This window comes from Coleofasciculus sp. E2-BRE-01, assembly GCF_040221695.1.
GTDB lineage: Bacteria > Cyanobacteriota > Cyanobacteriia > Cyanobacteriales > Coleofasciculaceae > Coleofasciculus.
Genome location: NZ_JAVKEA010000217.1, coordinates 90,551 through 115,098 on the forward strand (window position 1 = coordinate 90,551; position 24,548 = coordinate 115,098).

Genomic DNA, 24,548 nt, shown 5'->3' on the forward strand with positions numbered 1-24,548 from the left:
AGTAAAATGTTAGCTGTAAAACCCGCCCCTACACCCCTATTACCCTATTCCCTGTTAGGGAGACATTCTTCAATCAAGGCGTGATTGCTTTCGCGTTCGGACTTTTTCAGATATTCTAGGGCAATCCGTACCGCCGCCGGAGATGTTGGGTAGTCTTGGGCGAGTAACTCTAGAATGCGACGGAGTTGGAGTTTCTCGATTTGCTTGCTAGTAACCCAAGAAAGTGCGATCGCGGATAGAATTAATCCTAGGATTGGCGGAATCACAGGTATCCACCACCCCTGTAAGAAAGCGTTATAGGCGACGGAGACTAATACTAAACCCGCGATCGCAATTCCCAACGCCACCCTCTGAGGAGACTGCAACCGCCAACTTAATACTGTACCAATTAAAGACCATAGCAAAACCCAAAATCCCTCTTGAAATTCACTCCATGTCCGAATTAGGGGACGATTATCTAAAGCGGCACTCAAAATCTGGCTGGTTAAATTCGCATGAATTGTCACACCTGCCATCTCTTGAGGTGTGCGATACAAATTTCCACTGTAGGGTGTATAGAAAAAGTCTTTCAGGCTGGTTGCGATCGCGCCAATTAAAATAATCCGTCCGGTAAATCCATTCTCATCCTTTAATTCGGCGGGAATTCGATTTTCTAGTAAATCGGTAAGCGAGAGGGTATAAAAATTTTCTAATCCGCCACGATAGTTTAATAGTATCTGATAGCCGCCCGTATTCACCCGTACATAGCCACCGTCATTTTGCTCTAACGGTGAAAGAATGGCTTTACCCAATTGCCAACGATGCTGATCTTTAGCTTGGAATTTAATTCCTTGGGCTTCTAGATACTGCAATGCCAGCTTTAAACTGAAACTGAGATGAAGTTGATCCGCCAATTGAACAGATATTAACCCTCGACGGACTTTGCCATCTGCATCCAATACCATATCCACAAAACCAACTTGCCCCAACTGATTTAAACTTGGAGGAGGATTCACTGAATTGCCCACAACTTTCTCGGCACCAATTAGATTCGGAGTAGACTGAAATAGATTCACTAATGTTTGATGTCCGGGTTCTACAGGTAAATCTCGATACACATCTAAACCAATCACACGCGGATTATCTACCTTTAATCGAGTAATTGCCTCTGCTAACACCGCATCGGGGAGGGGCCACTGTCCAACTTGAGTGATATCGTTTTCATCAATGGTGACAATTACAATCCGTGGATCAGGGGGTTCTAAGGGGCGAACTTGAAAAAACTGATCCAAAAAATCCCATTCCAAACCTTGCAACAATCCGCTTAAACGTAACAGAATTACCAGAGTAGTTGTACTCAGGCTTATCGCCCCAATCCAGCCACGCCACAGTCGATATCGGATGGGTTCGGTCTTGACTTGTTTCGTGGCAGATGACAGAATGGAATTGGCTTTTTCAATTGCTTTGAGGGCGTTCTGAATGTCGCGTCGATTTAATTCTTGACTCGCGGCTAAAAACTGATAATCTAAATCACTTAAGCTCTTCCCTTGAGACCAGGTTAATGCCTCTCTTAACGCCTCTCCTTGCAGTAGGTAGGATTGATCCTGTTTTCGGGAGGCAATCCAGGCGTTGAAAGCCTCAGCATAAGGACGCAGGGAAACTAATTTTTTCGTTACCCAGACTTGATTAAATACTTCTTGATAAATTCTATTTTTTACCTGTAATATTCCCTGATTTTTAACCAACACACCCGACAGCAAAAGTTCAGTTACTTCTCGCGAATCATCTACCTCAATCTCCACACCTTGTAACACCTGCTGATAAATACCCAGCATTCTACCTGTCCGTTGACCATTTCCTTGAATGCGATTCTGAATCGTTCTCAAATGTTCCGGATCATCCTGAGACGCCCAGTTATTAATGATGCGCGATCGCACTAAGTTTTCTACCCACTTGTATTCCTGATCTGGCGGGATAACTAGCCTCTCCGGTTCTGCATTTTCTGCCGCTTTCCAGACTAAATTACACAACTTCTGGGTGAGAAATGGCTGACCCGATGTCCACGCCAAGATTGCCTTAACAATTATCTCTGGACTATTAATTTTTTCCTCTAAGCCTTGAATCAGGGGTTGTACTTCTGCGAGTTTAAACCCTTGCAGTTCTATGGCTTGACCAATATTAAAAGAAGTCCGGCTGCGATCGCGAATTAAGTCTGAGGGTGCAGCGACACCAAAGAAGGCAAAGACAATCCGATTATAGTCAGGATTAATAGCGCGTTGATTATAGCAAAATCGAATTAAAGCCCAAAAATCATCAATGGGGAAATTAATACTCAGGATTCGATCAATTTCATCCATAAAGATGACTAATCGTTCACTGGAGAATTGACCGAGCAAAGCCTCTTCAATAAACTGACTGCATCGTTGTAAAAAGGAGATATCCTCTCGCTCTTTCCACCACGATTTTAAATGAATCTTTTCTCGCAGATTGAACGCCAACCATAACTGCGTAACAACGCCCTTATACCACTGTACAGGCGTCGTATATTCACCCCCAATTGTGGTCATATCCAGAACACCACAGCGGAATCCTTCGGCTTCTAGGCGATACTTAGTTCTGACAAGGAGAGAGGATTTGCCCATTTGTCGAGGGCTAAGTACATGACAAAATTCACCTGCTTTCACCGCCTGATAAAGTTGGGCGTCTGCTTGTCGCACCACATAGGTAGGATCATCATGTCTGAGACTACCGCCAACTTGGTAATTTGTCATTTGTTATTTGTTATTCGTAATTTGTTATTTGTCAATAAAGAGTTATAGTTATATTGTAGGGGCGGGTTTAGCCACAATTGTAGGGGCGGGTTTAGGGACTAAATTCAGCTATTCACCGATAACGGAAAAACAAAACCCGCCCTATCTCACCGATAACGGAAAAACAAAACCCGCCCTCCCCACCAATAACGGAAAAACAAAACCCGTCCTTATTAATAGTTCAGTATAACTCCTCGAATATAAAAATTAAAATAGGTAAAAAATCATAAAAGTTGAGGAGTTTTGTAACGTTTATTTAAAAAGCATCAATGAGACATTTTGTCAATTCCTAAAAATTGGTTAGTTGACCAGAACCTGGAGTAAAGAGGTTAGTGGAAATCAATCCAACTATATTAAGTTTTGTAAATATACTTCAAACCCCTACATAAGACATAAGACAATCCCCAGGGTTAACTGTAATTTTTCCCACCTACTTATCTGTCCATTGTGGCATAAAGACCATTGTCTTGTCGGGTGAGCCAACCCACTCCGCAAGAGTAGATTCACAGATGTATAGATGCTGCCAAGTCTGTCCGCTTGCCTCACAATAGAAATAGGATAGCAGCAATCACAACAGGGACTCTACTATGACTAGGGGTGCATGGATAAAGCAACGATGGAAGCAATTGCGCTCACATCGGCTACCTCAAAAACTTCGACTTTCTTATCTAGGCGCATTTATTTTAACACTATTCAGTTGCCTAGTCGTCTACACGGTATCTGGTTCAGCTCAATCTCCAGTCGCGCCAGTTTCATCGTCACTGGTAGAAATCACTCAGGGATGGCAATATCATTGGGGTGATTTTTCTCAACAACAACTCAGGGTTTCAGAAGGGACGCAGAATCAGATATTGTCTGAACAATGGCAGTCATTTCAGTTTCCCGGGAAAATCCGCAAACCAAGCCATAAAAATGTCCAGATTCTGTGGTTGCGTGTTCCCTTACCTGCTGGAGAATGGCACTCCCCGACTCTCTATTTTGGCGCTGTACCTTATATATTAGATGTATATTTAGGAGAGCAACATCTCTATAATCAATGGTCACTCAATGCTGCCAATCAAGCCACACTAACAGACTATCAATTGCCACTCGTTCAACTTGAGCCAGGATTTCAGCATCAAACTCTCTTGTTTCGGGTGTATGTCGGAGAAAATGCTTCAATTTATATCGGATTGTTTGATCGCGTTGTCTTGGGTAATCATAATACTGTGATCAAACGTTTCTTTCAACAACAAAGCCATACATTACTCGGTATTCTATTTTTTGCCTTAGGATTAATTATTCTGGGATTATCTTTAAGCCGCCCCGAAAAAAAATCATACTTTCACTTTGGTGTTTTAACAACGACGATCGGGATCTATACCCTATCGCGGTCTTTTTTTATCCCTGTCTTTATCAATCACCTAGAAGCATTACGGTTCTGGGAATATACATCATTCTATCTGATTCCCGTGAGTGGTTGCCTTTTCTTTCAAGAAATGTTTAAGATGAGATGCCAGTCTATTATTCGCCATCTCTGGAAAATTCATCTGGCTTATGCGGTAGCCGCCTTAATTTTAGTCACCACTCACACCTTTTCTTGGAGTCAAACCGTCACTTTGGCTCAATTCTTGTTTTTAGCCAGTGCGATAATAATTTTAACCAAGGCGGTGCAAATTTCTCGGACGGGTAACGTTGAAGCTAAACTCTTTACCTTAGGATTTGGTCTGCTTACTCTATCTGCCATGAATGATATTTTAATTTATCGCCTAGAGTGGGTAAATTGGTATCAAAAACTTTATCCTTGGGGAACATTAGTTTTTATTCTTACCTTAGGCGTTATGTTAGAGCGTCAATTCATCCAAGCGCGTAACCTGCTGCAAAACTATGCCATAGAATTAGAAGCGAAAAATACTGCCTTACAACGACTCGATCAGCTTAAGGATGAATTTTTAGCGAACACGTCTCATGAACTAAAAACTCCCTTGAATGGAATTATTGGCATTGCGGAATCATTGATTGATGGAGTAACAGGAAACCTATCGGATGCGACTCGGTTTAACTTGTCGCTCATTGTTTCCAGTGGCAGACGATTGCACCAGCTTGTTAATGATTTACTGGATTTCTCGCAACTCAAACACCATAACCTACACCTGAATATTAAACCCATCGGAATTCGAGAAGTTACCCATGTGGTTTTAACCATTTCTCAACCGCTGGTGGGTAAGAAACCGATCGAGTTAATCAATAGCATTAATCCAGAGACTTCCCCGGTTGATGCCGATGAAAATCGTGTCCAGCAGATTTTATATAATTTAGTCAGCAATGCAATTAAGTTTACGGAACAGGGAACCATTGAAGTTTCAGCGACGCCCGTCAAGGATATGCTGGAAATCAATGTAATTGACACCGGAATTGGCATTCCACCGGACAAAATTAATCGCATTTTTAAATCATTTGAACAAGCTGATGGTTCTATTGCTCGCCACTATGGAGGAACGGGATTAGGTTTAGCAATTACCAAACAACTGGTTGAACTGCACGGCGGGATCATTGAGGTTGAGTCTACGCCAGGAGTGGGGTCACGCTTTACATTTACGCTGCCTTTATCTCAGGGTAAGGTTGATTATCAATCCTCCATCGAAGTCTCCAAGGTGCAAGATTATACACCGCGAACTGTTAGCCCGGATCGCATTCTCATCGCTCAAGAGGCGGCTGTCACACCAGAGGGAACCTTCCACATTTTAATTGTGGATGATGAGCCCACGAATCTTCAGGTAATTGTCAATCATCTGTCGTTGCAAAATTATGCGATTACTCAAGCGTCTAGTGCCTTGGAAGCCTTAGAATTGATTCGCTTAGGGTTTAAACCGGATCTAATTTTGCTAGATATAATGATGCCGCAGATGACAGGGTATGAACTGTGTAAAAAACTGCGGGAACAATTTCTTCCCAATGAACTTCCCATTGTCTTGTTAACGGCGAAAAATCAGATTTCAGATTTAGTGGAGGGGTTTGCCGTTGGCGCGAATGATTATTTAACCAAGCCTGTGTTAAAGAATGAACTATTAGCCCGCATTAAAACCCATCTCCGCTTAGCCAAAATCAATGCCGCTTACGGACGGTTTGTCCCTTATGAGTTTCTGCAATTTTTGGAACGAGAAAGTATTGTGGATGTGCAATTAGGGGATCAGGTGCAAAAAGAAATGTCTATTTTATTTGCCGATATTCGTTCATTTACCAGTTTGTCGGAACAATTGTCACCGAAAGCAAATTTTGATTTTCTGAATTCATATTTAGGTCGTGTGAGTCCCGTAATTCGCAATTATCGTGGATTTATTGATAAATATATTGGCGATGCGGTAATGGCATTATTTCCCCAGATGGCTGATGATGCAGTACAAGCGGCAATTGAGATGCAAAAGCAAGTCGGTTTTTATAATGCTCACCGTCAAGCCTGTGGGTATGAACCGATTGCAATTGGGATTGGTTTGCATACAGGGAGTTTAATGTTGGGAACGGTGGGAGAGTCTCAGCGAATGGATACAACAGTGATTTCGGATGCGGTGAATTTAGCCTCGCGTTTGGAGGGATTAACTAAGGTTTTTGGGGTGGAGATTTTAATTAGCGAAGAAACATTAAATGGGTTGACAAATGCTCACTATTATAGTTATCGTTTCTTAGGTCGAGTGACGGTGAAAGGAAAACTCCAACCGATCGCGATCTTTGAGGTGTTTGATGGTAACCCGCCACCACTGATTGAATTGAAGCGACAAACTCGGACAGAGTTTGAACGGGGGGTGCATCTGTATGTGGAGAAAGAGTATACTAAAGCGCAGCTGATTTTCACTCAACTGTGGCAATGGGACGATCGCGATCGCGTGGTTCAATTTTACCAGCAGCGTTGTCAGCAAGCCGAGCGATCGGGAGTCTCGGAGGTGGATATTATTATTCGGTAAGCTGTCACGCATTTAAATTGGGTATAGGCAGTGAGCAAGATATAGGCAGACTTGTTTCATAGCTTCTCTGCACGCCTATCGCCTAGAACCCCCATACTCCCCAACCTTTTTTCGGAAAGCCCAGGGCAATTTCTGGCGATTTGCGGTGTTCAATTGCCTAGGGCAGAAAATATCATTGAAGTATACAGCATCACATCTCAAGAGCTGGAGAGTTTTGCTTCATCAAAACATGTGGGGGTGAATCTATGAAACGCTCTATCAGTCAAAAAGCCACAATTAATGTTTGTTCCACCATACACTGTCCCTTTTTCGAGAGTCAATGTTCTGTCTCTGAAAGTTGTCCTAAGTATTACGAATCGTGTCACTGTCATCTCGCCAGTGTGTTTGCCTTTCATTCGGATGGACATTGGTTGTTTACCGCCAATCAACATGAACTGCGCCATATCCAACAGGTTAACGATAGCTGGATTACTCACCATCATTCTATATTAGGGCTACCAGAGGATAGGCAAGACAGTACACCAACCCAAACTCATCTACCTTCTCTCCAATGCGACTATCCGCACATCGAGAATGATGCATTCCAAAATTCGCCGGAAATGACTCAGAATGTCTCTCCAATCAGTATTAGTCTGCTGGATTCTATTGAATTTGAGGAGTATTGAATGTGAACGATTGACGCTTACTCGTCAGGAAAGTATAGGGTGTTGAAGCCCTGACTACAAGCTAGTTATAGACATTCAGCATCATCGTGCGATCGCAAGCTTGTCATAGCGTTGTGACAAGCCTGTCACAGATAGGGATTATGCTGATAGAGGAGTTGAGATTCCTTTCGATAATGAACGACACCGCCTTCCAAGTCACCTTGGGAGGCATTCCTATATCTATAAGATTACTTGATGATTAACATTCTACTATTTGATAGTAAATGTAAATTTTGGATTGTAGCCGTATCCCCAAAATAGAGACAACAACCTCAAAAAAGCCTCCCACCATCGCAGGAGACTTTTTAACGTATCCAATTATTTCCCAATAACTGATTACAGTTTCGTTCCACAAACCGGACAGAACTGATTCGTGGTTGGATTCTGAGTTCCACAGTTACTGCAATCAACCACCTCAGCCACCTGTTCTTGCTGACGGCGTTCTGGCAATCCGATCATTTGGGCATTACTCTTACCCGGTGCAACCATCGGATAACAATTCTCATTCTTGGTGACGCGGACATCCAACAACACCGGACCATCATACGCTAACATTTCGGCGATCGCGTCCTTGAGTTCGTCGCGATGCTTCACCACCATACCCTTGACCCCATAAGCTTGAGACAGAATCACAAAATCCGGCATTCCTATTTCCATATTCGAGGAGGAATACCGCTGTCCAAAAAACGCCTCTTGCCACTGGCGCACCATTCCTTGCCAGCCGTTGTTAATAATCACAGTCTTGACATTAATGCCATACTGTGCTATCGTTCCTAGCTCCTGAATATTCATTTGCACCGAAGCATCGCCCGCCACACAAATCACTTGCTGATCCGGGAGAGCAACCTTAGCGCCCATAGCCGCAGGAACCCCGTAACCCATCGTGCCCAAACCAGCACTAGAAATCCAACGGCGCGGTCCTGTCTTCAGAAATTGTGCTGCCCACATCTGATGCTGACCCACATCTGTAGTGTAGTAAGCATTTGGGGCTTGCCGATCCAACTCTACAATCACCTCTTGCGGCGAAATTGTATCGGGATACTGGGGTGCTTCTAAGGGATACTCTTGGCGCCAACGCTGAATCCGCTGCAGCCATACCTGAGTCTGGTTGGGGTCAGTCGAAATTTCCTGTTCCTCGTAGCGCCGTAATAACTTAGCCAAAACCTGCTGCACATCGCCGACAATTGGCACTTCGGGGGCGCGGTTTTTGCCCACTTCCGCCGGGTCAATATCGATATGAATCACCTTAGCATGGCAAGCAAACTGATCCAGCTTGCCAGTGACGCGATCATCGAACCGCGCACCGACGGCAATCAGTAAATCACATTCACTCACGGCAAAATTCGCATAAGCCGTGCCATGCATTCCCAACATCCCCACCGACAAAGGATGAGATTCATCAAACGCCCCTTTCCCCATCAGCGTTGTCGTGACCGGAATTTGAAACGTTTCTGCCAATTGCTTGACTTGATCATGGGCATTCGCTGTAATCGCACCGCCGCCGACATAAAGTAACGGTTGCTTAGACTCTCGGATCAGATGCAATGCCTGATTAATTTGTCGGGGATTCCCCTTAACCGTAGGACGATACCCCGTCAGCTTAACCATACCCGGATCGACAGGGGTGTAGTCAAATTCTTCTAGCCCCACATCCTTGGGAATATCAATTAACACTGGACCCGGACGACCGGTACTAGCAATATGGAACGCTTCAGCCACAATCCATGCCATATCACGAGGGTCACGCACCACATAAGAATGCTTGACAATCGGCAGGGTAATGCCAAAAATATCCGTTTCTTGGAACGCATCCGAACCAATCGCCGCCCGTGTCACCTGTCCGGTAATCACCACCAAAGGAATCGAATCCATGTGGGCGGTAGCAATCCCTGTAACTAAGTTTGTCGCCCCAGGACCCGATGTCGCAAAACAGACACCCACTTTTCCTGTTGCCCGGGCATATCCATCCGCCGCATGAGCCGCACCCTGTTCATGGCGAACCAAGAAATGCTCCATTTCTCCGCGTTCTTCCCACTGATACAGTTCATCGTAGATCGGCAGGATTGCACCACCGGGATAGCCAAAAATATGGTCAACCCCATGACGCTTCAGACTATCCATCAGGGCGTAAGCACCCGTGCGACGGGTAACGGTTTTTTGTTTGACTTCTTTTTTAGAGATACTTTGGTAACGCACCAGATACCCTCACTAAATGATTAACGGTTTTTCTAAGAGTTTTGTATATTCTGACAGTAAGTTCACCAGACCTCTGGTAGATTTTTGAAATTGAGCAAGTAGCCTTTCAGTGTAAAACAAATCTGGGATCAGTGTCTAGTTGCCATTCGTCATTTGTCATTTGTCATTCGTCCTTGGCTCCCCCAGCTTCCCCAGCTCCCCCTGCTCCCAGACGTGCCATGGCACGTCTCTACACAGCTTCCCCAACTCCCCCTGCTAATGACTCGATTCAATCCCCCTCTGCCGTAACTGTTGCATGAAAAATTCCTCCAGAGAGGAACGTGCTAGGGTAATCTCGATTAATTGCGCTCCCATCAGGCGCAGACTGGCAATAAATTCTTGGGGTTCACCTTTGAGTTCACCGTACCAGCTATTTTCCTCGAATGCCAGTTCCTTAACCCAGCGTTGGAGAATGTCGATGTTACCGCCTTTCCCACGAACTTGGTAATGAGTCGCTACACCCAACAGTTCATCCAGTGTGCCAACACAAATTAACTCTCCCTGTGCCAGAATCGCAATGCGATCGCATATCTTCTCCACATCCGATAAAACATGGCTATTGAAGAAAATGGTTTTCCCTTGCTCCTTAAGTGAGAGAATAATTTCCCGGATCTGATAGCGTCCCATGGGATCGAGTCCCGACATCGGCTCATCCAGAAACACGACATCGGGGTCATTGATCAGGGCTTGTGCCATACCGATGCGCTGTAGCATTCCCTTAGAATACTGTCGTAACTGCTTTTTTTTTGCCGCCGACTTCGATAATCCAACTAATTCCAGCAATTGGGGAATGCGTTGGCGTTGACGACTTTTAGGGATTTGAAACAACCCAGCGGTCAGTTGCAAGAATTCCCAACCTGTCAGATAGTCATAGAAATAGGGATTTTCTGGTAAATAGCCGATTCGCTGCTTTACTCCGCGATCGCCAATGGGTTTTCCCATCAGCCAAGCCCGTCCAGAGGTAGGACGGACAATCCCCAGTAAAATTTTCAATAGCGTCGTTTTACCTGCTCCATTCGGACCAAGCAAGCCAAATGTCTCTCCCGGTTCAACGGAAAGAGAGCAATTTGTCAGTGATTCAATTTTTTGATTCAGCCAAAAGCCAGTGCGATAGACTTTCCTTAGCTCAGAAGTCGCGACAACTGGACTCTGGTCAAGGGTCGTCAATGCCCCTGGCAAATCAGCAGTCGAATCCATTCGCTGTTAATTGAATTACATAATTGACAGTTCTATCGTTATAACTGTATCAGTATATTGCTGTTTCTGGTACACAGCGTAAGCATGAATTGAATGTTTTCTTCCCCTGCTCCCCCTGCTCCCCCTGCTCCCCCTGCTCCCCCTGCTCTCCCAGCTCTCCCCCGCGCCCTTATCGACGCATTGCCGTTGACTGACTCTGAGAATGTTGAGCAACTTGCTGGGCAACTTTGGGATCATACAGCCGTAAATAATTCCAATAGTTACCAAACACCTGCTTCACATAATCTCTAGTTTCATCAAAGGGAATGGATTCAACAAACTCATCCGGATCACCAGCACTGTCTTGTTGCAGCCATTTTGACAAATTCCCTTGACCCGCGTTGTAACTGGCGATCGCGAGTAAGGAGTTGTCGTTATAAGACTGGTGAACTTCTCGCAGAAACCAGGTTCCCAGTTTGATGTTATCGTCGGGATTTTCCAGGGAATAATCCTCCACGTCAATATTTTCTGCTGCCCATTCCCCGGTACTGGGCATCATTTGCATTAAACCCACAGCGCCAGCGCCGGAACGAATATTGGGTTCAAAGCGAGATTCTTGGCGAATCAGGGCAGTCACCAATAGAGGATTGAGTTCACGCTTTTGGGAATAGGTGGCGATCTTGTCTGAGAAAGGAAAGGGATAGAGCGCTTGCCAGTAGGTGAATTTTTCCCGTAAGTCTTGGTACTGCGCTTGTTCTTTGGGGGTCTCCCGATCTTCTAAGCTGGCAATGGTAGAAATGCCGCTCAAGTAATCTCCGATTGCCAACTGCACCAAGCCATCGGTAAACTGTTCAGCGACGGTGGGTTCGAGGCGATTTTGGAATTCGGCTTTCCAAAGTATCCAAGCATCTTCGTCTTGACCCAGTAAATAAAGTTCTTTGAGGGCGGCTGAACCCATCGGTAACAGGGGTCGGGTTTTCGGCAGAACCAGTTTCGGATCAAGTTTACGGACGGTTTTAAAGTCGCCCACATCCCAACCTAGCTGCACAGCAGAGCGCCACGCATAGTAAGACTGGGGGTGGTGGGTAATCACCTGCTCGAATGCGGCTTGGGCATCCTGTCGGCGTCCCAATTCCCTTGCCCATTTGCCTACCCAAAATCCAGCCTGACGTGCGATGAAACGATGGGGATTTTCGGTGGTAATCGGTTTTGCCCATTCCCATGCTGCCTCGACATTGCCGGATTCAGCGTGCGATCGCGCCACTTGCCAACGGTAGGTGGCGGCAGCTTCAGATTCGCCGTACTCATCAATCAACTGTTTTCGAGCTTCCTCGGCGGCTTGATAGCTACCCAAGCGTTCCAGGGTTTCCGCTTTGACCAAAAGGGCTTCCCCGGCGCGTTCCGGGAAGCGTTCAACAACTTCGTCTAGATAGGGAACTGCCTCAATATCCGGTTGTAGTTGCGCCAGTTCAATCAGGGCAGCGGGTGTTTCCTCGGCGTCGGGAAAATCACTCACCATCTGTTTGTATGCCCGTTTAGCGTCCGCGTACTGCTGGGCAAATTTCAGGGCTCTTGCTACTAAATAGGCATTATTGGATGTTTCGGGAGCTTTGGCATAAGCGGCGCTGGCTTGACCATATTTCCGATCTCGCCAGTAGCCCACCGCGATCATTTGCCAATCCTCTGGTTTAATTAGAGGTTGATTATCGGAGTCAACTACCCTACCGTAGTTTCCCACCAATTGGTCTAAGATCGGTGTCACATCTGGAGTAACCTCTGGAGTATCAAAGGCATATCGAGCCAACAGCAGCATCAACTCAGGCTGATCAGGATTCTCTTTGAGGCGCTGTCTTGCTAACTCCAGAATCAACGGATGAGATGGATAGTTAGCGACGGCTTTCTCCCAGTATTTGGGATCGTCAACAGGCGGTTCATAAACCTGCTGGATTTTCTCTTGCCAACTCGGATTGGCGGACAATGATTTGATCTCGTCTTCCTGATACTGAGACTCCTGGGAGAAAAGAGCATGAAGCGCATAAGCCGCAACGGGCTGATCCGCGTAACGTTGCAGCAGGTTTTGCCATTCCGTTAGGGCTTTGGTTTTCTCACCAATCTGTTCGTAAGCTTGGGCGCGTTTAACCGCGATATAGCCACCCAGGACAGGATAGTCCAACTCCAATCCCTCTAACCAAGGCAGCGCCTCCTTGCCCTTGTCTTGTGCAATTAAATCCGCTGCCAAAAGATAACGCGCACGAGACTTATCAATGGAATTTTTTCCTTGGGCGATCGCCTCAAGTTTGGCTTTTCGCTGGTTCGCTGGTAAAGACGCGAGTCGCAAAACCGCCGTGTCGCTCTGTTTTTCTGGGTTAAAGGAATTATGCTGCACAAATGGCAGCCGGATGGTCAATTGACCCAGCCCCCTGGTATACTTACCACCTATTAGCGTTCCTCCCCAAATTAGACCTGCAAGTCCGACTCCAGCGACTAGAGCGATTTGTCGTCTTCGTTGTCTACGCCTTGAACGGCTGTGGGGGGCGAAAATCTCGCGTCTTTTATTCATAGAACCTCCTGGTGACGCACATCTATCTTAGATCCGGTTAAACTCATCCCCCGCCAAACTAGGGGGATTTCCGATTCAGGGTTCATGGCTAATCCACAATTAACGATGATTCTGAACTCGGCGGTAAGTGGTTTTCCCTCCCTCTAAAAGAAGGTGGGCTTCCCGCCGCTTTTGGTAAAGATCGGCAGAACACGATGGCATTGCCCAGTTTGATTGTACGTTTATCTCTGGTTAAGGTGGGAAAGTTTCCCGAACCGTTTCTGGATAGGGGTTAGCGTTTCGGTCGTTTTTTCAGACCCAATCGTCGAACGATATACTGACGCTGCACCCGATCAAATTTGGTTTTCCTTGTGATCTTCCATTCTTCAATATAAGCGCCCACCAGACAAGCCCCAATTAGATCGGTACTATCTAAATTGGTGTTTTTTAGCGTCGCCCCCTTTAGGTTAGCCGACTGCAAATTGGCGTGGCTGAGATCGCTATTGATGAAACTCGCCGCGACTAAATTAGCCCCCCGCAGATTCGTTTCCGGTAAGCGAAGATTGTCAAAGTTTTCCTCTTGTCCTTCACCCGTAACCACTAATTGCCGAATTTTGGGGTGATCCAAATAGGTTGTTCCCACACGGGACAGTTCAAGTTTTTTGGCTTGAAACCAGCAAGTGCGCGTCACCTTGGCTTGTCTAAAATTGGTGCTTTTGAGCAGGGCTTGGGTGAAATCCGCGTCCGTTAAATCGGCACCCTGAAAATTTGTTCCCCCAATCGCAGCAAAGGCAACCGCAACCCGACGAATGAAGCCGTAGTTTTTATCCCCGATTAAGGCTCGCCAGCTTACATAAGCAGAAAGTCCAGCCACACCCACCGCCACAATCACCGCCACTGTTGCGGCGCTGGTTGCTGCTGCCACGGATGCCCCAGCCGTAACGACAACCACAGAACCGGCAGCGGCGACAACACCAGCTCCCGCGGCGACGACGGCTACAGCACTAGCAGCAGCTACAGCACCAGCTGCTGATCCGGCTGCCACAACTGCCATGGCAATAGCTGCCGCGACGGCTCCAGCACTAGCAGCTACTAAAGTTACCGCCACCGCTGTAGCTCCTGTTAGAACTGCCACCATTGCCGCCACCACAATTGCCACAACCCAAACCCCTAACGCCATAATCAGCCCTTGGCGGATCGTCAGGCTGACAAAAACGCCCAAAGCGATTAAAATAAACGCACCCGCTAAGATTTCGATCAGGTTCTGACTAATCAGCGCCGCTCCGGTGATCACACCCGCCAAGGCGGAAACAAAACCCGATAGCGTGGATAGAAATAAAGCAACCAGCAATAAAATCATTGCCCAGTGTTGCTGCAATCCCGCTTGGCAATAGCTAAAATTTGCCCCCGTTAGGATAGCATTGCTAAAATCTGCGCCTCGTATGTCAGCGTGGCTAAAATTAGCACCTGCCAAGTCAGTTCTGCCTCGAAACGAGCGACCTTGCAGATTTTGACCGGAGTAGTCCTGAGCCATCATAACCTCCGAGTGGATGGGGCAACCATAAGACAACGGGCGTTGGTGGAATAGAAATTTGCATTCAGCAAGGTTTCGACTTGACCAACTCTTATGCTGTAGAATAAAACATTTAGTGGAACAATTGAACGAGAATAGCGGCGGCTTATGCTTTTAGATTAGCCGTAATAGGGTATCACTCACAATGTTTCCTATTCTCTATTTCCTGTTTTTTGTTCCCCGTTTTTCCTAATCAGCAATTTCTACTCACCAGTCACCATTTATCAATGAATCGTTCAAAAATTGTGGCAATTATTACTGGAGCCATTTCCATACTTCTGGCACTGGCATACCTTCTCTTGGTTCAGCTTTTGGACTTTCGCGGAGAAATGATTCCCGCCCCTGTAAGCCAGTTACCGCAGGGCGTTCAAGTGATAAATGGTGAATTGTAAATAATGAATTTTATGTTCCCCGTTTCCTGTTCTGCGACAAATGACAAATGACAAATGACCTTAATGTTCCCAGTCGTCCTGTTGAGAATCTCTTAAATCTTTCACCTCGGAAGCATCTCTCAGGGGCATAACCACTCGTGCGATCGCGTCCTGAATAAATACTTTCATAAATTCATCCTTACGGTTTAGCTGAAATTGCTGCTCCACCACTTCTGTCATTCCCCCATCGCCCCAGTCTTGGTCATGACGGAAGTATTCAATAAAACTCTTCCCAGCAATTCGGATTAAATACGCCGCCGTTACCCCTTGAATCGCTTTGCCAACTAAATAGGTAGCGATGTGAAATTGTAGCGCCCTTGATAGAAGTTGCATCGCCCCTTGAACAATTCCCAAACTGGCTAAGGTTTTTCCCAGAGACAGCGCTAATTCTCTCCCCCGTTCCATATTCAAATCACAGCCATAAATTCGACCAATTTCCACCACCATCTGGGCGTTAACCGCCGCCGTTGCTAATAAATCGACGACAGGTAACGGCGTAACCGCAATCACCCCAGCACCAATCCACTGAAACCGTTCCACCACTTTCTCCGCCTGTCGCCGCCGTTGCTGATCAATCAGACGACGGGCGTCTTCGCCTAAACGCTGAGACTGGAGTAAGATATTATCCGCAATTAAATCTTGCCCTTCAGCCCGTAGTACCGCCGCCAGACGGCGGATTAAGGGTATGATATCAGGGTCAGGTTGGAAGTCTTCCCCATTGTCTAATCGTATAGATTGGGGATTGGCGGCAATGGCTACCACATCCGATGCAGCAATAAAGCCGCGTACCTGCTGGCGTAACCGGGCTAGAATCGTTTCTTTATCCGTATCGGTATAGAGATCGGTTTTATTCAGCACCAACAGCGATCGCTTACCAATATCCGCGAGACGACGTAACGGTTCATATTCCGACTGTCGCAAGTCATTATCCACCACAAACAATAATAAATCGGCTTCCGTGGCAAGTTGTCGCGCCAGTTGTTCTCGTTGAGTACCCACCACCCCCGCCTCTAAAATCCCTGGTGTATCGGTAATCAAAATCTGCCGTTCTATTCCCTTCAACGTTAACGTATACGTTTGTCCCTGATCTGTGGTTCCCATCGGTGCGCCTACTTGACCCACCATCTGCCCAATGAGAGCATTAATCAGGGAGGTTTTTCCCGATGAACCCGTACCAAAGATGACAACCAACAGTTCCCCACGGGCTAACGTCGCCTCAATTGCACGCGATCGACTCAACAGGGCTTGCTGGGCTACCTCATCTTGAATGTTCTGCACCTGCTGTCGCACCGCTTTTAGCGTTTCAGAAGCCGCTTCTGATTTCTCCTGCGGCACCTTTGGCGTCGGGCGGCGTCGGCGAGAGGATTTGGGGCGGCTGAATGTCCAAACGTAATAAACAAACGTGGCAATTAACAGGATCAGCAGAACAATTAGCAATAAAACCAGCAAATTTGCCAGTAGAGGCGAATTTAACGACCAATAGAGTCGATTAATCGAGTCAATCAGCCACAGGATTAGCCCCAGAATAATACTGAGACCGATAATTAGCGTCAGTAGGCGGGGTAGGGGCATAATGGTTTCAGAAGGCTCCAAGGCAGAGGGTAGAAGGCAAAAGAGTGATAACTCTAGTTTAGCGACGGGCGGAGAGTGTCAATGAGAGCTGGCAGCACGAGTAATAGATCCCACGTTACCGTGTGGTGAGCCAAGAGCAACGAACTATACTTAATGGATAATGCTTATCATTAGAGACACTCTTTACAGCCCAAAAAACGATGAGTTTATTCAACCAAATTCTCGGTGCGATTAATAACCCCTCTCAGGAAGCTAGTTCCGGTCAATTAGCTGGCATTCTCAGTACCGTGCAAAACCTCAGCCAAAGTGCCAATGCTGACCCCTCCACGATTCAATCCGTTTTATCTATCGTTGGCAAATATGCCCGTCCCGCGTTGCAACAAAAGCGAGAAGCGGAAGGAGAACAGGAGACACAATCCTTTATTAACCAATTCAGTGGTACAGGTGCTAACAATCAAGCGGTCAATTTACTCTTTAATACACCACAAATCCAACAGTTAGTCGAGGAAGCCGAACAACGGACAGGACTCAATGCTGCTACCATTCAATCCCTGTTACCCATGTTGGTTCCCTTAGTGCTGAATTTACTCAAAACGGGAACAAATAACCAAAATCCTGAAGGCTCGAATCCAGTGTTGAACTCATTCCTCGATACAGATGGTGACGGCGATGTGGATATTGCTGATGCGATGCAAATGGCGTCTCGTTATTTGAATCCTTAGCTTGTAGGGGTCTTCCGTACATCTGGCGCTATTTTAGGCGAGTCTAGTCTGCACGTTAGACTTAGGGTTTGTTATCGGCTTGTTTCTGGCATTAACCCTTAGAGATTAAGCTTTATAGCACTACGCACACACGTTAGGACAAAAGAAGAAAAATTTAAATCGCTCAATCCCTTGATGAGTCAGTGTTTTTCTTCACTATTGCCCATGACACACCGAGCGTGTTACCGAGCGAAGCCTAGGTAAGCCGAGGTGTTGCCTATTGCAAGAAAGCCTAGCGCGTAGCGCTATAAAGCCAACTGCAAAAAGTAGAGACGTTGCATGCAACATCTCTACTCTAGTTTTAATTCAGTTGGAATGCCATCAGCCCTTAACGAGTTGCCAATCCAACTTCTGTCGCTGAACGGTACAACATCGAAAGCTGACGGTTTTTGAGGACTCGTTGCTGCTTGCTCATCCGAGAACGAGCTTTATCTTGACTGGACACTAAAGTGGGTGCTTTTTCTGACGCAACACCATTATTAGCAACAGTCCCCGGTGTTTGATAACGAACGCCGCGATATTGCAGGTTGACTCGTGGTTGTAACACTGGCGGATTTTTCAAATTGCGGAATCGCCAGTCCCAACCCCGGTACTTACCACCAGCCTTTGATTCGACAGTTTCTACCGTAGGGGCATTGTATTCGTATTTGCTACCGCGATAAGTAAGTTTCATGGTATTCGCCTCGTAATGTAACTGTAGTGAGATGAGGCGCGTTCCTTCGGGAGTTGTCCCTACTTCCGTCTCCCTAATCATCCTTCACGGCTAATTGCTAACTGACTGATGTCTAGAGAGATGAACGATTCATTTGTTCTGTATCTATTGTTACGGTTTTTCCAGAAATTGTCAACTTTTTAACAAAACTTTACCTTTGGAGGGTTTTCTGGGGCGATTGTCTAACACCACAATTTCCAGTATCAGACGCTAAGGTGATTAGTATGAGTGATCAAAGTAAAGGGTTCAAGGTTGTTGCCGATAATCGGCAAGCACGCTTCCGCTATGAGATTTTAGAGACTTACGAAGCGGGCATAGAATTAAAAGGGACAGAAGTTAAGTCCATTCGCGAGGGTCGGGTCAATTTGCGAGATGGGTACGCCCTGGTTCGTAATGGTGAGGCTTGGCTGTTGAACGTACATGTCTCGCCGTACCAAAGTAGCAGCCTCTACTTCAATCACGATCCAGTTCGCACCCGTAAACTGTTGCTGCACAAGCAGGAAATCAGCAAACTCGTTGGCAAGGTAGAACAACAGGGGTTAACGCTGGTGCCGTTGAAAATGTATTTAAAGCGAGGTTTAGTGAAAGTGAGTCTGGGTCTGTGTAAGGGTAAAAAATTGCACGACAAGCGTGAGACTATTAAGCGGCGTCAGGATGAGCGGGAAATGGCGCGAGTCGTTCAGCGTTATTGAAGATCCTCTTCCCCCTTTGTCCATTCTCTGCTCCAGCAATTAGAACATTTGTTAGGATTACCACGTCACTCGCCCATCTAACTGTTGAAGTAGATGAGGTCCGACACCTGAAACCTGGTCAAGGTCAGCTAGTGACGTGAATGGCTTTTGCGATCGCGCGGTAATAATTCGCTCAGCCAGTTTGGGTCCGATTCCAGGTAACGTTTCCAGTTCTTCCTGGGTGGCGGTGTTGAGGTTAACTATCCCCCTAAAACTTGGGGCGTTTGGATCATTTGCCTGAGTAATCTGGGGACAGGATTGCTGCTGGTTCTGAATACTGCGCTGCACCGCCACCGGAACCCCCAGTATGGCATTCGTGTAGAGGCGTTCAAATTCACGTTCAAAATGAGCGGCAACTAGAGGACTATCAATCACCAACAATGTCTCGTCGTTTTGAGTATTGGCTGATGCTGACCAATTATGAGACCCTGTAATTACCATTTTTCCATCTACCACCCCAAACTTATGATGTAACAGATCGCCGGATGGGAGTTTGGGAACACCGACTGTGGCGATCGGATTTTGCCAAGGGCGATTACGGGCTTCATAGCGACATTGATTACTCAGCGCCACACCTAATAAATCCAGTCCTTCGCTGTAGTAGCGATAGGCAAAACTGGGGTCGATTAACGCCTGAACTTGGACGCCCTGTTCATGGGCAGTTTGTAACTGATCTGCCAATCGCTGTTCGGAAAAGACAAATAACGCCAAGTCAATGGTTTGGGTAGCGCTTTGCAGGATTTGATCAATGAAACCATTACTGCTTTGACTCCAGGGTTGAGTCGGTGATGTAGGCGAAAACCTTACCACCAGAGTGGTATCTCCGAGTGTCACCTGTTGGGGAGGGCGTTGTGACTTTTTGAGACCAAACCGACTATCGGGTGCGCCACCAGGTCCATCTCCCCACATCTGGTTAAATTCTTCTGTAAAGGAATTGGCTAATTCCACACTCTCAATTTTGAGGAGATTGTTGGCATTACCCCGACTATCCGGTGCTTGAAAATCGCCATGAATGTCACTGGTGGTAAAGTTAGCGGAGGTAACGATAATCGTGTATCCATCCACAACAACAAACTTGTGGTGCATTAAGCCGCTACCTTGAGAGCCATCGGCTGTATCGTCTAGGATAGGAACGCCAGCATTTCGTAAAATAACTAGAGCATCTCGCTGATTAATTTCAGTGGGGGTCAGCTTGCCATCGTTATTACGGTCAATTAACCGTAAATTCTCTTGGGCGCGATCGCGTTCCCGAGGCGGAAGATTAGCGATATCTTGAGCTGAGACTTCACTCCAAGGGCGGTTATAGGTATTTTCTACGATAACTCTGACCCTAACCCCTGCTTGATGTCGTTTGACCAAGGCTTGAGCAATTTGCGGCAAGCGTAACTCTTGGACAGCAACATCGACCGTGGATTGAGCCGTCGCGATCGCTTGGGTAATAATCTGCTCTAAATTATCGCCCGGTCGAGTCACTAACCGATAGGGTTCCTTGTAGGTTGTCGAGGGGGAATGGTTAAAGTAGACCTGAACAAAGGGATCTTGCGGTAAAGGAGGCGGACGGTGAACTTGAACTGGAGGAGGTTGACAAGCGGACAGAGTTAGTACAATAAACCAGATGATACCTTGATGCCAGTATGATTGTGTCATTGAATCTCGATTAGATTCATTTATTGCTTTGATTATTTTTTATCATCTATGGGGACACAAACCTAGTAGGCTGTCAATGGAAATTGATCGATTGAGACAAGCCGGAGAAGCTAAGAAAGTATAACGTACAGGTGACTCTGAGGCATTTGACTAGAACTGCTGATCGGTGTTTTTCTGATTCAGTTGGAAATAAGGCTCAAGGATTTGTCCCTATTGAACTAACATAAAAATACAATGGACAACTTAAATAACGTTTTCCGCAACCTGAATGGGGGAAATCACTATCAAGAAGACAACATGGTCACGTCTAGGGTTTGAACCCATACCACCGTTCTATGTCGAGACGAAAAAAGACATTTCCGTGCGGTCATAAGGGGTATGGTCAAACCTGCCACCGATGTGAGCAAGAAAACAAGGCACGGGAAGCTAAAAAGCAACAAAAGCAAGAATGGGAGTCTACGTTTGACAACGATCCCATTGATTTAAAGGATTTGCCCACCCATGTCGTGGTCAAAGCCCGTGCGATTATTGCCGGATTGGAAGAACAAAAGAACTACCGAGAGTTTGGCGGTAAGCGACTACGCCACAATCGCTGGATTGTCAGTATCCCGGTTACCCGTAACTACCGGATGATTTGTCATGACTACGGGAGTTTGTTAGTTCCCTACGCTGTCTTGTCCCACGAGGACTACAATGTGGATAAACCCGGCGAGTAGAGGGATCTGGGGGAGATGAGGGAAATGAGGGAGATGAGGGAGATGAGGGAGATGAGGAAGTTAACTCAAAACTCTACCTTACCTGTTCCCTATTCCCTGTTCCCTGTTCCCTATTCCCTGTTCCCTGTTCCCTGACAAATGACAAATGACGAAAGACAAATGACACTATAATTATGCAAATCTATCTCGATTACAGCGCCACGACACCCCCCCGCCCAGAAGCGATCGCGGCGATGCAAGGGGTATTGACTCAGCAGTGGGGTAATCCCTCTAGCTTACATGAGTGGGGACAACGGTCTGCCACTGTCGTGGAACAGTCGAGAATGCAAGTGGCTGGCTTAATTAATGCGCCAGCCGATGGGTTGATTTTTACCTCAGGTGGTACAGAGGCAGATAATTTAGCCATTATGGGGATTGCTCAAAACTACAAGACACCCCAGCATATTGTAATTTCTAGCGTGGAACATTCCGCGATCGCTCAACCTGTGCGTTGGTTGGAAACCTGGGGCTGGCAAGTGACTCGATTGTCGGTGGATAGTGAGGGGCGAGTCAATCCCCGTGACTTGGAAGACGTCCTGCAACCGAATACAGTATTAGTATCCGTCATCTATGGTCAAAGTGAAGTGGGAACGTTACAACCCATTGAAGCACTGGGGCAAATTGCCCAGGATCATGGGGTACTGTTCCATACCGATGCGGTACAAGTAGCTGGACGATTGCCCATTGATGTGCGACAGTTGCCTGTGGATTTGCTGTCAATCTCAAGTCACAAGATTTATGGACCTCAAGGAGTGGGGGCGCTGTATGTCCGTCCCGGCGTTGAATTGGTACCTCTATTATGGGGTGGGGGACAGGAAATGCAACAGCGTTCAGGGACACAGGCTGTTCCCGCGATCGCAGGATTTGGTGTCGCCGCCGAATTAGCAACAGCCGAACTAGCAACGGAAACACCTCGGTTAATTCAGTTACGCGATCGCTTGTTTAATCAACTTAGCAACATTCCTTACTTAAAACCCACAGGTTCGCTGCAACACCGCTTACCTCATCATGTTAGTTTTTGCCTAACCAATATCCCAGCATCTCAATTGGAGGGAGTAACAGGCAAAACGATGGTGCGTCAGCTTAATCTGGCAGGGATTGGCATTAGTGCGGGTTCTGCCTGTGATAGTGGCAAACTAAATCCCAGTCCGATTTTATCGGCAATGGGCTACTCTGAATCAGAGGCATTGAGGGGCATTCGCCTGACGTTGGGGCGACAAACCACAGAAGCCGATGTGGATTGGACGGTGATGGTACTCAAGCAGATTCTAGCCCGGTTATTGCCAAAACCCGTACTATTAAACGTTTGACAATCCGGTTGTGATACCAAATCTGGGGAACGCTACCCCCCTTATAACCCAGTCCTTACCTTGCGGACGCAAGGCGAGTGTAGCAGCGATTTCAATCGCCTCCTCTTGCAGGAGGTAATAAAGGCTGGGAAGTGTCAACCCTTCCCTACTGCTAATATAATTTGTTATGCTAAACAAAGTTGCTGGTGTAGCTCAGTGGTAGAGCAGCTGATTTGTAATCAGCCGGTCGCAAGTTCAAATCTTGTCACCAGCTTCAACGCTCGAAATTCCTGTAGCCAAAGGGTTACATAATTTCTACTTTAACTGCTATAGACGGACGGTTTTTCTCAGTTATGGGGACAAACCTTATTTACAAGGGTTTTGATCTAGATCCGTGAAGTGCTATCTTGTGTGAGCTTTTTGGAAAATTCCGGGTCTTCCGGACAAGCGTGTGCTAAACTATCAGTTTTAATAAACCAGGAAGCCTACCCCATAAGAACTGTAGCTTTTCATCGCCTCAAAACTCTCTTGAAATCCGGGTAAAAATGGTTAAAGCTATTGCGTATTAACGGCAGCGATAACAATGACACAAGCGATAACGATTCCAGTCGATTCAGAGATTCAGCAGGCGTTTGAGCAAGCCAGCGAGGAAGAGCGCCAGGAACTTCAGGTGTTGGTGAGCCTATTTTTTAAGGAAGGCTGGGCGAAGAAGAATGTGGTGGAGGTAATGCGGGAGATTGGCAGTCATGCCCAAGAACGAGGGTTAACGCCGGAAATTCTGGATGAGATTTTGCAGGATGAGTAAGGTCAGGTGCGTGGCTGATACGAATGTATTGATCAGTTCGTTACTGTTGAAGAACTCGACCCCGTTTCAGGCGGTTGAGCAGATTTTCCTTAAGGGGGTGATGTTGATGTCGGAGTCTACGTTAGCTGAGGTGAGAAGAGTTTTAGGGAAAAAGAAGTTAGAGCGCTATATCATCCCAGAGGAACGGCAAATTTTTCTGGCGAAGTTTTTGATGGAATCGGAGTTGGTGAAAATTAGGGAACGGGTGGAAGCCTGTCGAGATCCGAAGGATAATCAGTTTCTTGAGTTGGCGGTGAATGGTAAGGCGGATTTTATTGTGACGGGGGATGAGGATTTGTTGGTGTTGCACCCTTTCAGAACCATTCAAATTTTGACCCCGCGTGATTTTCTGGATTCTTGGGGGGAGGTTGAGTGATGCCAACTACAGAGGGACTAGGTTTCCCGATGACCTGAAATTTCGTGGTAGAATAGCTAACTGTACTGAATAGACCAAAATACGGTTTGGTCAAAAGCATTCGGTATAGTTTCAGATTCTGTTTTTTCCGATAAAAGTAAAATATAGGTCAATTATCACACACTGCTCCTTCGGGTATATGGATATCAAACTGATTTTAGTGGTCTTAACCATTCTTTTTACCGTATCCGCTCTCATTTTTGGCACGAAGAACGGGTTCTATGATTCAGACAACTATCACGGCAACGGTTCAGCCCACTAAGCTGGGATAAGCTAGCCTAGATATTGGCTACCTGTTAATTGAGCAATAGCATGTTATATCATGTCCTGACGATTGCCCATAATTGCAATGCCGTAATAACAAGGGTTTCAGGCGTTTTTATTTAGGGTGTTTGACCGGACATGATATTACTGGTATACCGTCAATACAGTCGTTG

General features: G+C 46.4%; 17 protein-coding genes, 1 tRNA gene and 1 riboswitch. Of the genes, 10 read left to right on the forward strand and 8 right to left on the reverse strand.

All coding sequences use genetic code 11. The annotated features are described in order from the left end of the window. Nucleotides 1-44 precede the first annotated feature (44 nt). Nucleotides 45-2,750: a CHASE2 domain-containing protein gene (locus RIG66_RS29865; protein WP_446383144.1), complete on the reverse strand. Its 2,706-nt coding sequence runs from the start codon at nucleotides 2,748-2,750 to the stop codon at nucleotides 45-47. A gap of 626 nt (nucleotides 2,751-3,376) precedes the next feature. On the opposite strand from RIG66_RS29865, the gene RIG66_RS29870 reads away from it, so the two are divergent. Both RIG66_RS29870 and RIG66_RS29875 read left to right on the forward strand, forming a co-directional pair. Beyond that, nucleotides 3,377-6,727, forward strand: coding sequence for an ATP-binding protein (locus RIG66_RS29870; protein ID WP_446383146.1), 3,351 nt, complete (start codon nucleotides 3,377-3,379; stop codon nucleotides 6,725-6,727). Between the two features lie 245 nt (nucleotides 6,728-6,972). Continuing rightward, nucleotides 6,973-7,392, forward strand: coding sequence for a hypothetical protein (locus RIG66_RS29875; RefSeq protein WP_446383148.1), 420 nt, complete (start codon nucleotides 6,973-6,975; stop codon nucleotides 7,390-7,392). Between the two features lie 375 nt (nucleotides 7,393-7,767). Here RIG66_RS29875 and ilvB read toward each other — a convergent pair whose 3' ends face one another. The 4 genes from ilvB to RIG66_RS29895 all read right to left on the reverse strand — a co-directional run bounded on the left by ilvB (nucleotide 7,768) and on the right by RIG66_RS29895 (nucleotide 14,918). Further along, entirely contained in the window at nucleotides 7,768-9,627 is a 1,860-nt protein-coding gene (gene ilvB / locus RIG66_RS29880; RefSeq protein ID WP_446383150.1) for a biosynthetic-type acetolactate synthase large subunit, read from the reverse strand. 255 nt (nucleotides 9,628-9,882) lie between these two features. Then, nucleotides 9,883-10,863 carry an ABC transporter ATP-binding protein gene (locus tag RIG66_RS29885; protein ID WP_446383152.1) on the reverse strand — a complete coding sequence of 327 codons (981 nt, stop codon included), beginning with the start codon at nucleotides 10,861-10,863 and terminating at the stop codon, nucleotides 9,883-9,885. A 169-nt stretch (nucleotides 10,864-11,032) separates the two neighbouring features. After that, nucleotides 11,033-13,402, reverse strand: a complete 2,370-nt coding sequence (locus RIG66_RS29890) for a transglycosylase SLT domain-containing protein (RefSeq protein ID WP_446383154.1) — start codon at nucleotides 13,400-13,402, stop codon at nucleotides 11,033-11,035. Between the two features lie 271 nt (nucleotides 13,403-13,673). Next, the gene (locus RIG66_RS29895; protein ID WP_446383156.1) at nucleotides 13,674-14,918 is read right to left on the reverse strand and encodes a pentapeptide repeat-containing protein; all 1,245 of its coding nucleotides are present in this window, start codon (nucleotides 14,916-14,918) and stop codon (nucleotides 13,674-13,676) included. A gap of 263 nt (nucleotides 14,919-15,181) precedes the next feature. On the opposite strand from RIG66_RS29895, the gene RIG66_RS29900 reads away from it, so the two are divergent. After that, complete coding sequence (locus RIG66_RS29900) at nucleotides 15,182-15,346, forward strand: hypothetical protein (protein WP_446383158.1); 165 nt, start codon at nucleotides 15,182-15,184, stop codon at nucleotides 15,344-15,346. 60 nt (nucleotides 15,347-15,406) lie between these two features. On the opposite strand, the gene RIG66_RS29905 is transcribed toward RIG66_RS29900, so the two are convergent. Continuing rightward, complete coding sequence (locus RIG66_RS29905) at nucleotides 15,407-16,957, reverse strand: YcjF family protein (protein ID WP_446383160.1); 1,551 nt, start codon at nucleotides 16,955-16,957, stop codon at nucleotides 15,407-15,409. Between the two features lie 200 nt (nucleotides 16,958-17,157). Between RIG66_RS29905 and RIG66_RS29910 the strand changes: the two genes are divergently transcribed. After that, entirely contained in the window at nucleotides 17,158-17,679 is a 522-nt protein-coding gene (locus RIG66_RS29910) for a DUF937 domain-containing protein (RefSeq protein WP_006101236.1), read from the forward strand. Between the two features lie 367 nt (nucleotides 17,680-18,046). On the opposite strand, the gene RIG66_RS29915 is transcribed toward RIG66_RS29910, so the two are convergent. Then, nucleotides 18,047-18,391 (reverse strand): DUF4278 domain-containing protein, encoded by a 345-nt coding sequence (locus RIG66_RS29915; protein WP_446383162.1) that lies wholly within the window; start codon nucleotides 18,389-18,391, stop codon nucleotides 18,047-18,049. 35 nt (nucleotides 18,392-18,426) lie between these two features. Next, nucleotides 18,427-18,520: riboswitch (Glutamine riboswitch) on the reverse strand. Nucleotides 18,521-18,654: 134 nt separating this feature from the next. On the opposite strand from RIG66_RS29915, the gene smpB reads away from it, so the two are divergent. Further along, nucleotides 18,655-19,122 carry an SsrA-binding protein SmpB gene (smpB, locus tag RIG66_RS29920; RefSeq protein ID WP_446383164.1) on the forward strand — a complete coding sequence of 156 codons (468 nt, stop codon included), beginning with the start codon at nucleotides 18,655-18,657 and terminating at the stop codon, nucleotides 19,120-19,122. Between the two features lie 57 nt (nucleotides 19,123-19,179). On the opposite strand, the gene RIG66_RS29925 is transcribed toward smpB, so the two are convergent. After that, complete coding sequence (locus RIG66_RS29925) at nucleotides 19,180-20,808, reverse strand: phospholipase D-like domain-containing protein (protein ID WP_446383166.1); 1,629 nt, start codon at nucleotides 20,806-20,808, stop codon at nucleotides 19,180-19,182. Between the two features lie 335 nt (nucleotides 20,809-21,143). Here RIG66_RS29925 and RIG66_RS29930 point away from each other — a divergent pair, with 335 nt between their 5' ends. The 5 genes from RIG66_RS29930 (at nucleotide 21,144) to RIG66_RS29950 (ending at nucleotide 24,072) form a co-directional block, all read left to right on the forward strand. Beyond that, nucleotides 21,144-21,524 carry a DUF7682 family zinc-binding protein gene (locus RIG66_RS29930; protein ID WP_006101069.1) on the forward strand — a complete coding sequence of 127 codons (381 nt, stop codon included), beginning with the start codon at nucleotides 21,144-21,146 and terminating at the stop codon, nucleotides 21,522-21,524. 173 nt (nucleotides 21,525-21,697) lie between these two features. Then, nucleotides 21,698-22,873, forward strand: a complete 1,176-nt coding sequence (locus RIG66_RS29935) for a cysteine desulfurase family protein (protein ID WP_446383169.1) — start codon at nucleotides 21,698-21,700, stop codon at nucleotides 22,871-22,873. Between the two features lie 181 nt (nucleotides 22,874-23,054). Further along, nucleotides 23,055-23,126: transfer RNA gene (locus RIG66_RS29940), tRNA-Thr, on the forward strand. Between the two features lie 309 nt (nucleotides 23,127-23,435). Further along, nucleotides 23,436-23,657 carry a hypothetical protein gene (locus RIG66_RS29945; protein ID WP_446383171.1) on the forward strand — a complete coding sequence of 74 codons (222 nt, stop codon included), beginning with the start codon at nucleotides 23,436-23,438 and terminating at the stop codon, nucleotides 23,655-23,657. Between the two features lie 10 nt (nucleotides 23,658-23,667). After that, nucleotides 23,668-24,072: a putative toxin-antitoxin system toxin component, PIN family gene (locus RIG66_RS29950; protein ID WP_446383173.1), complete on the forward strand. Its 405-nt coding sequence runs from the start codon at nucleotides 23,668-23,670 to the stop codon at nucleotides 24,070-24,072. Nucleotides 24,073-24,548: the final 476 nt, after the last annotated feature.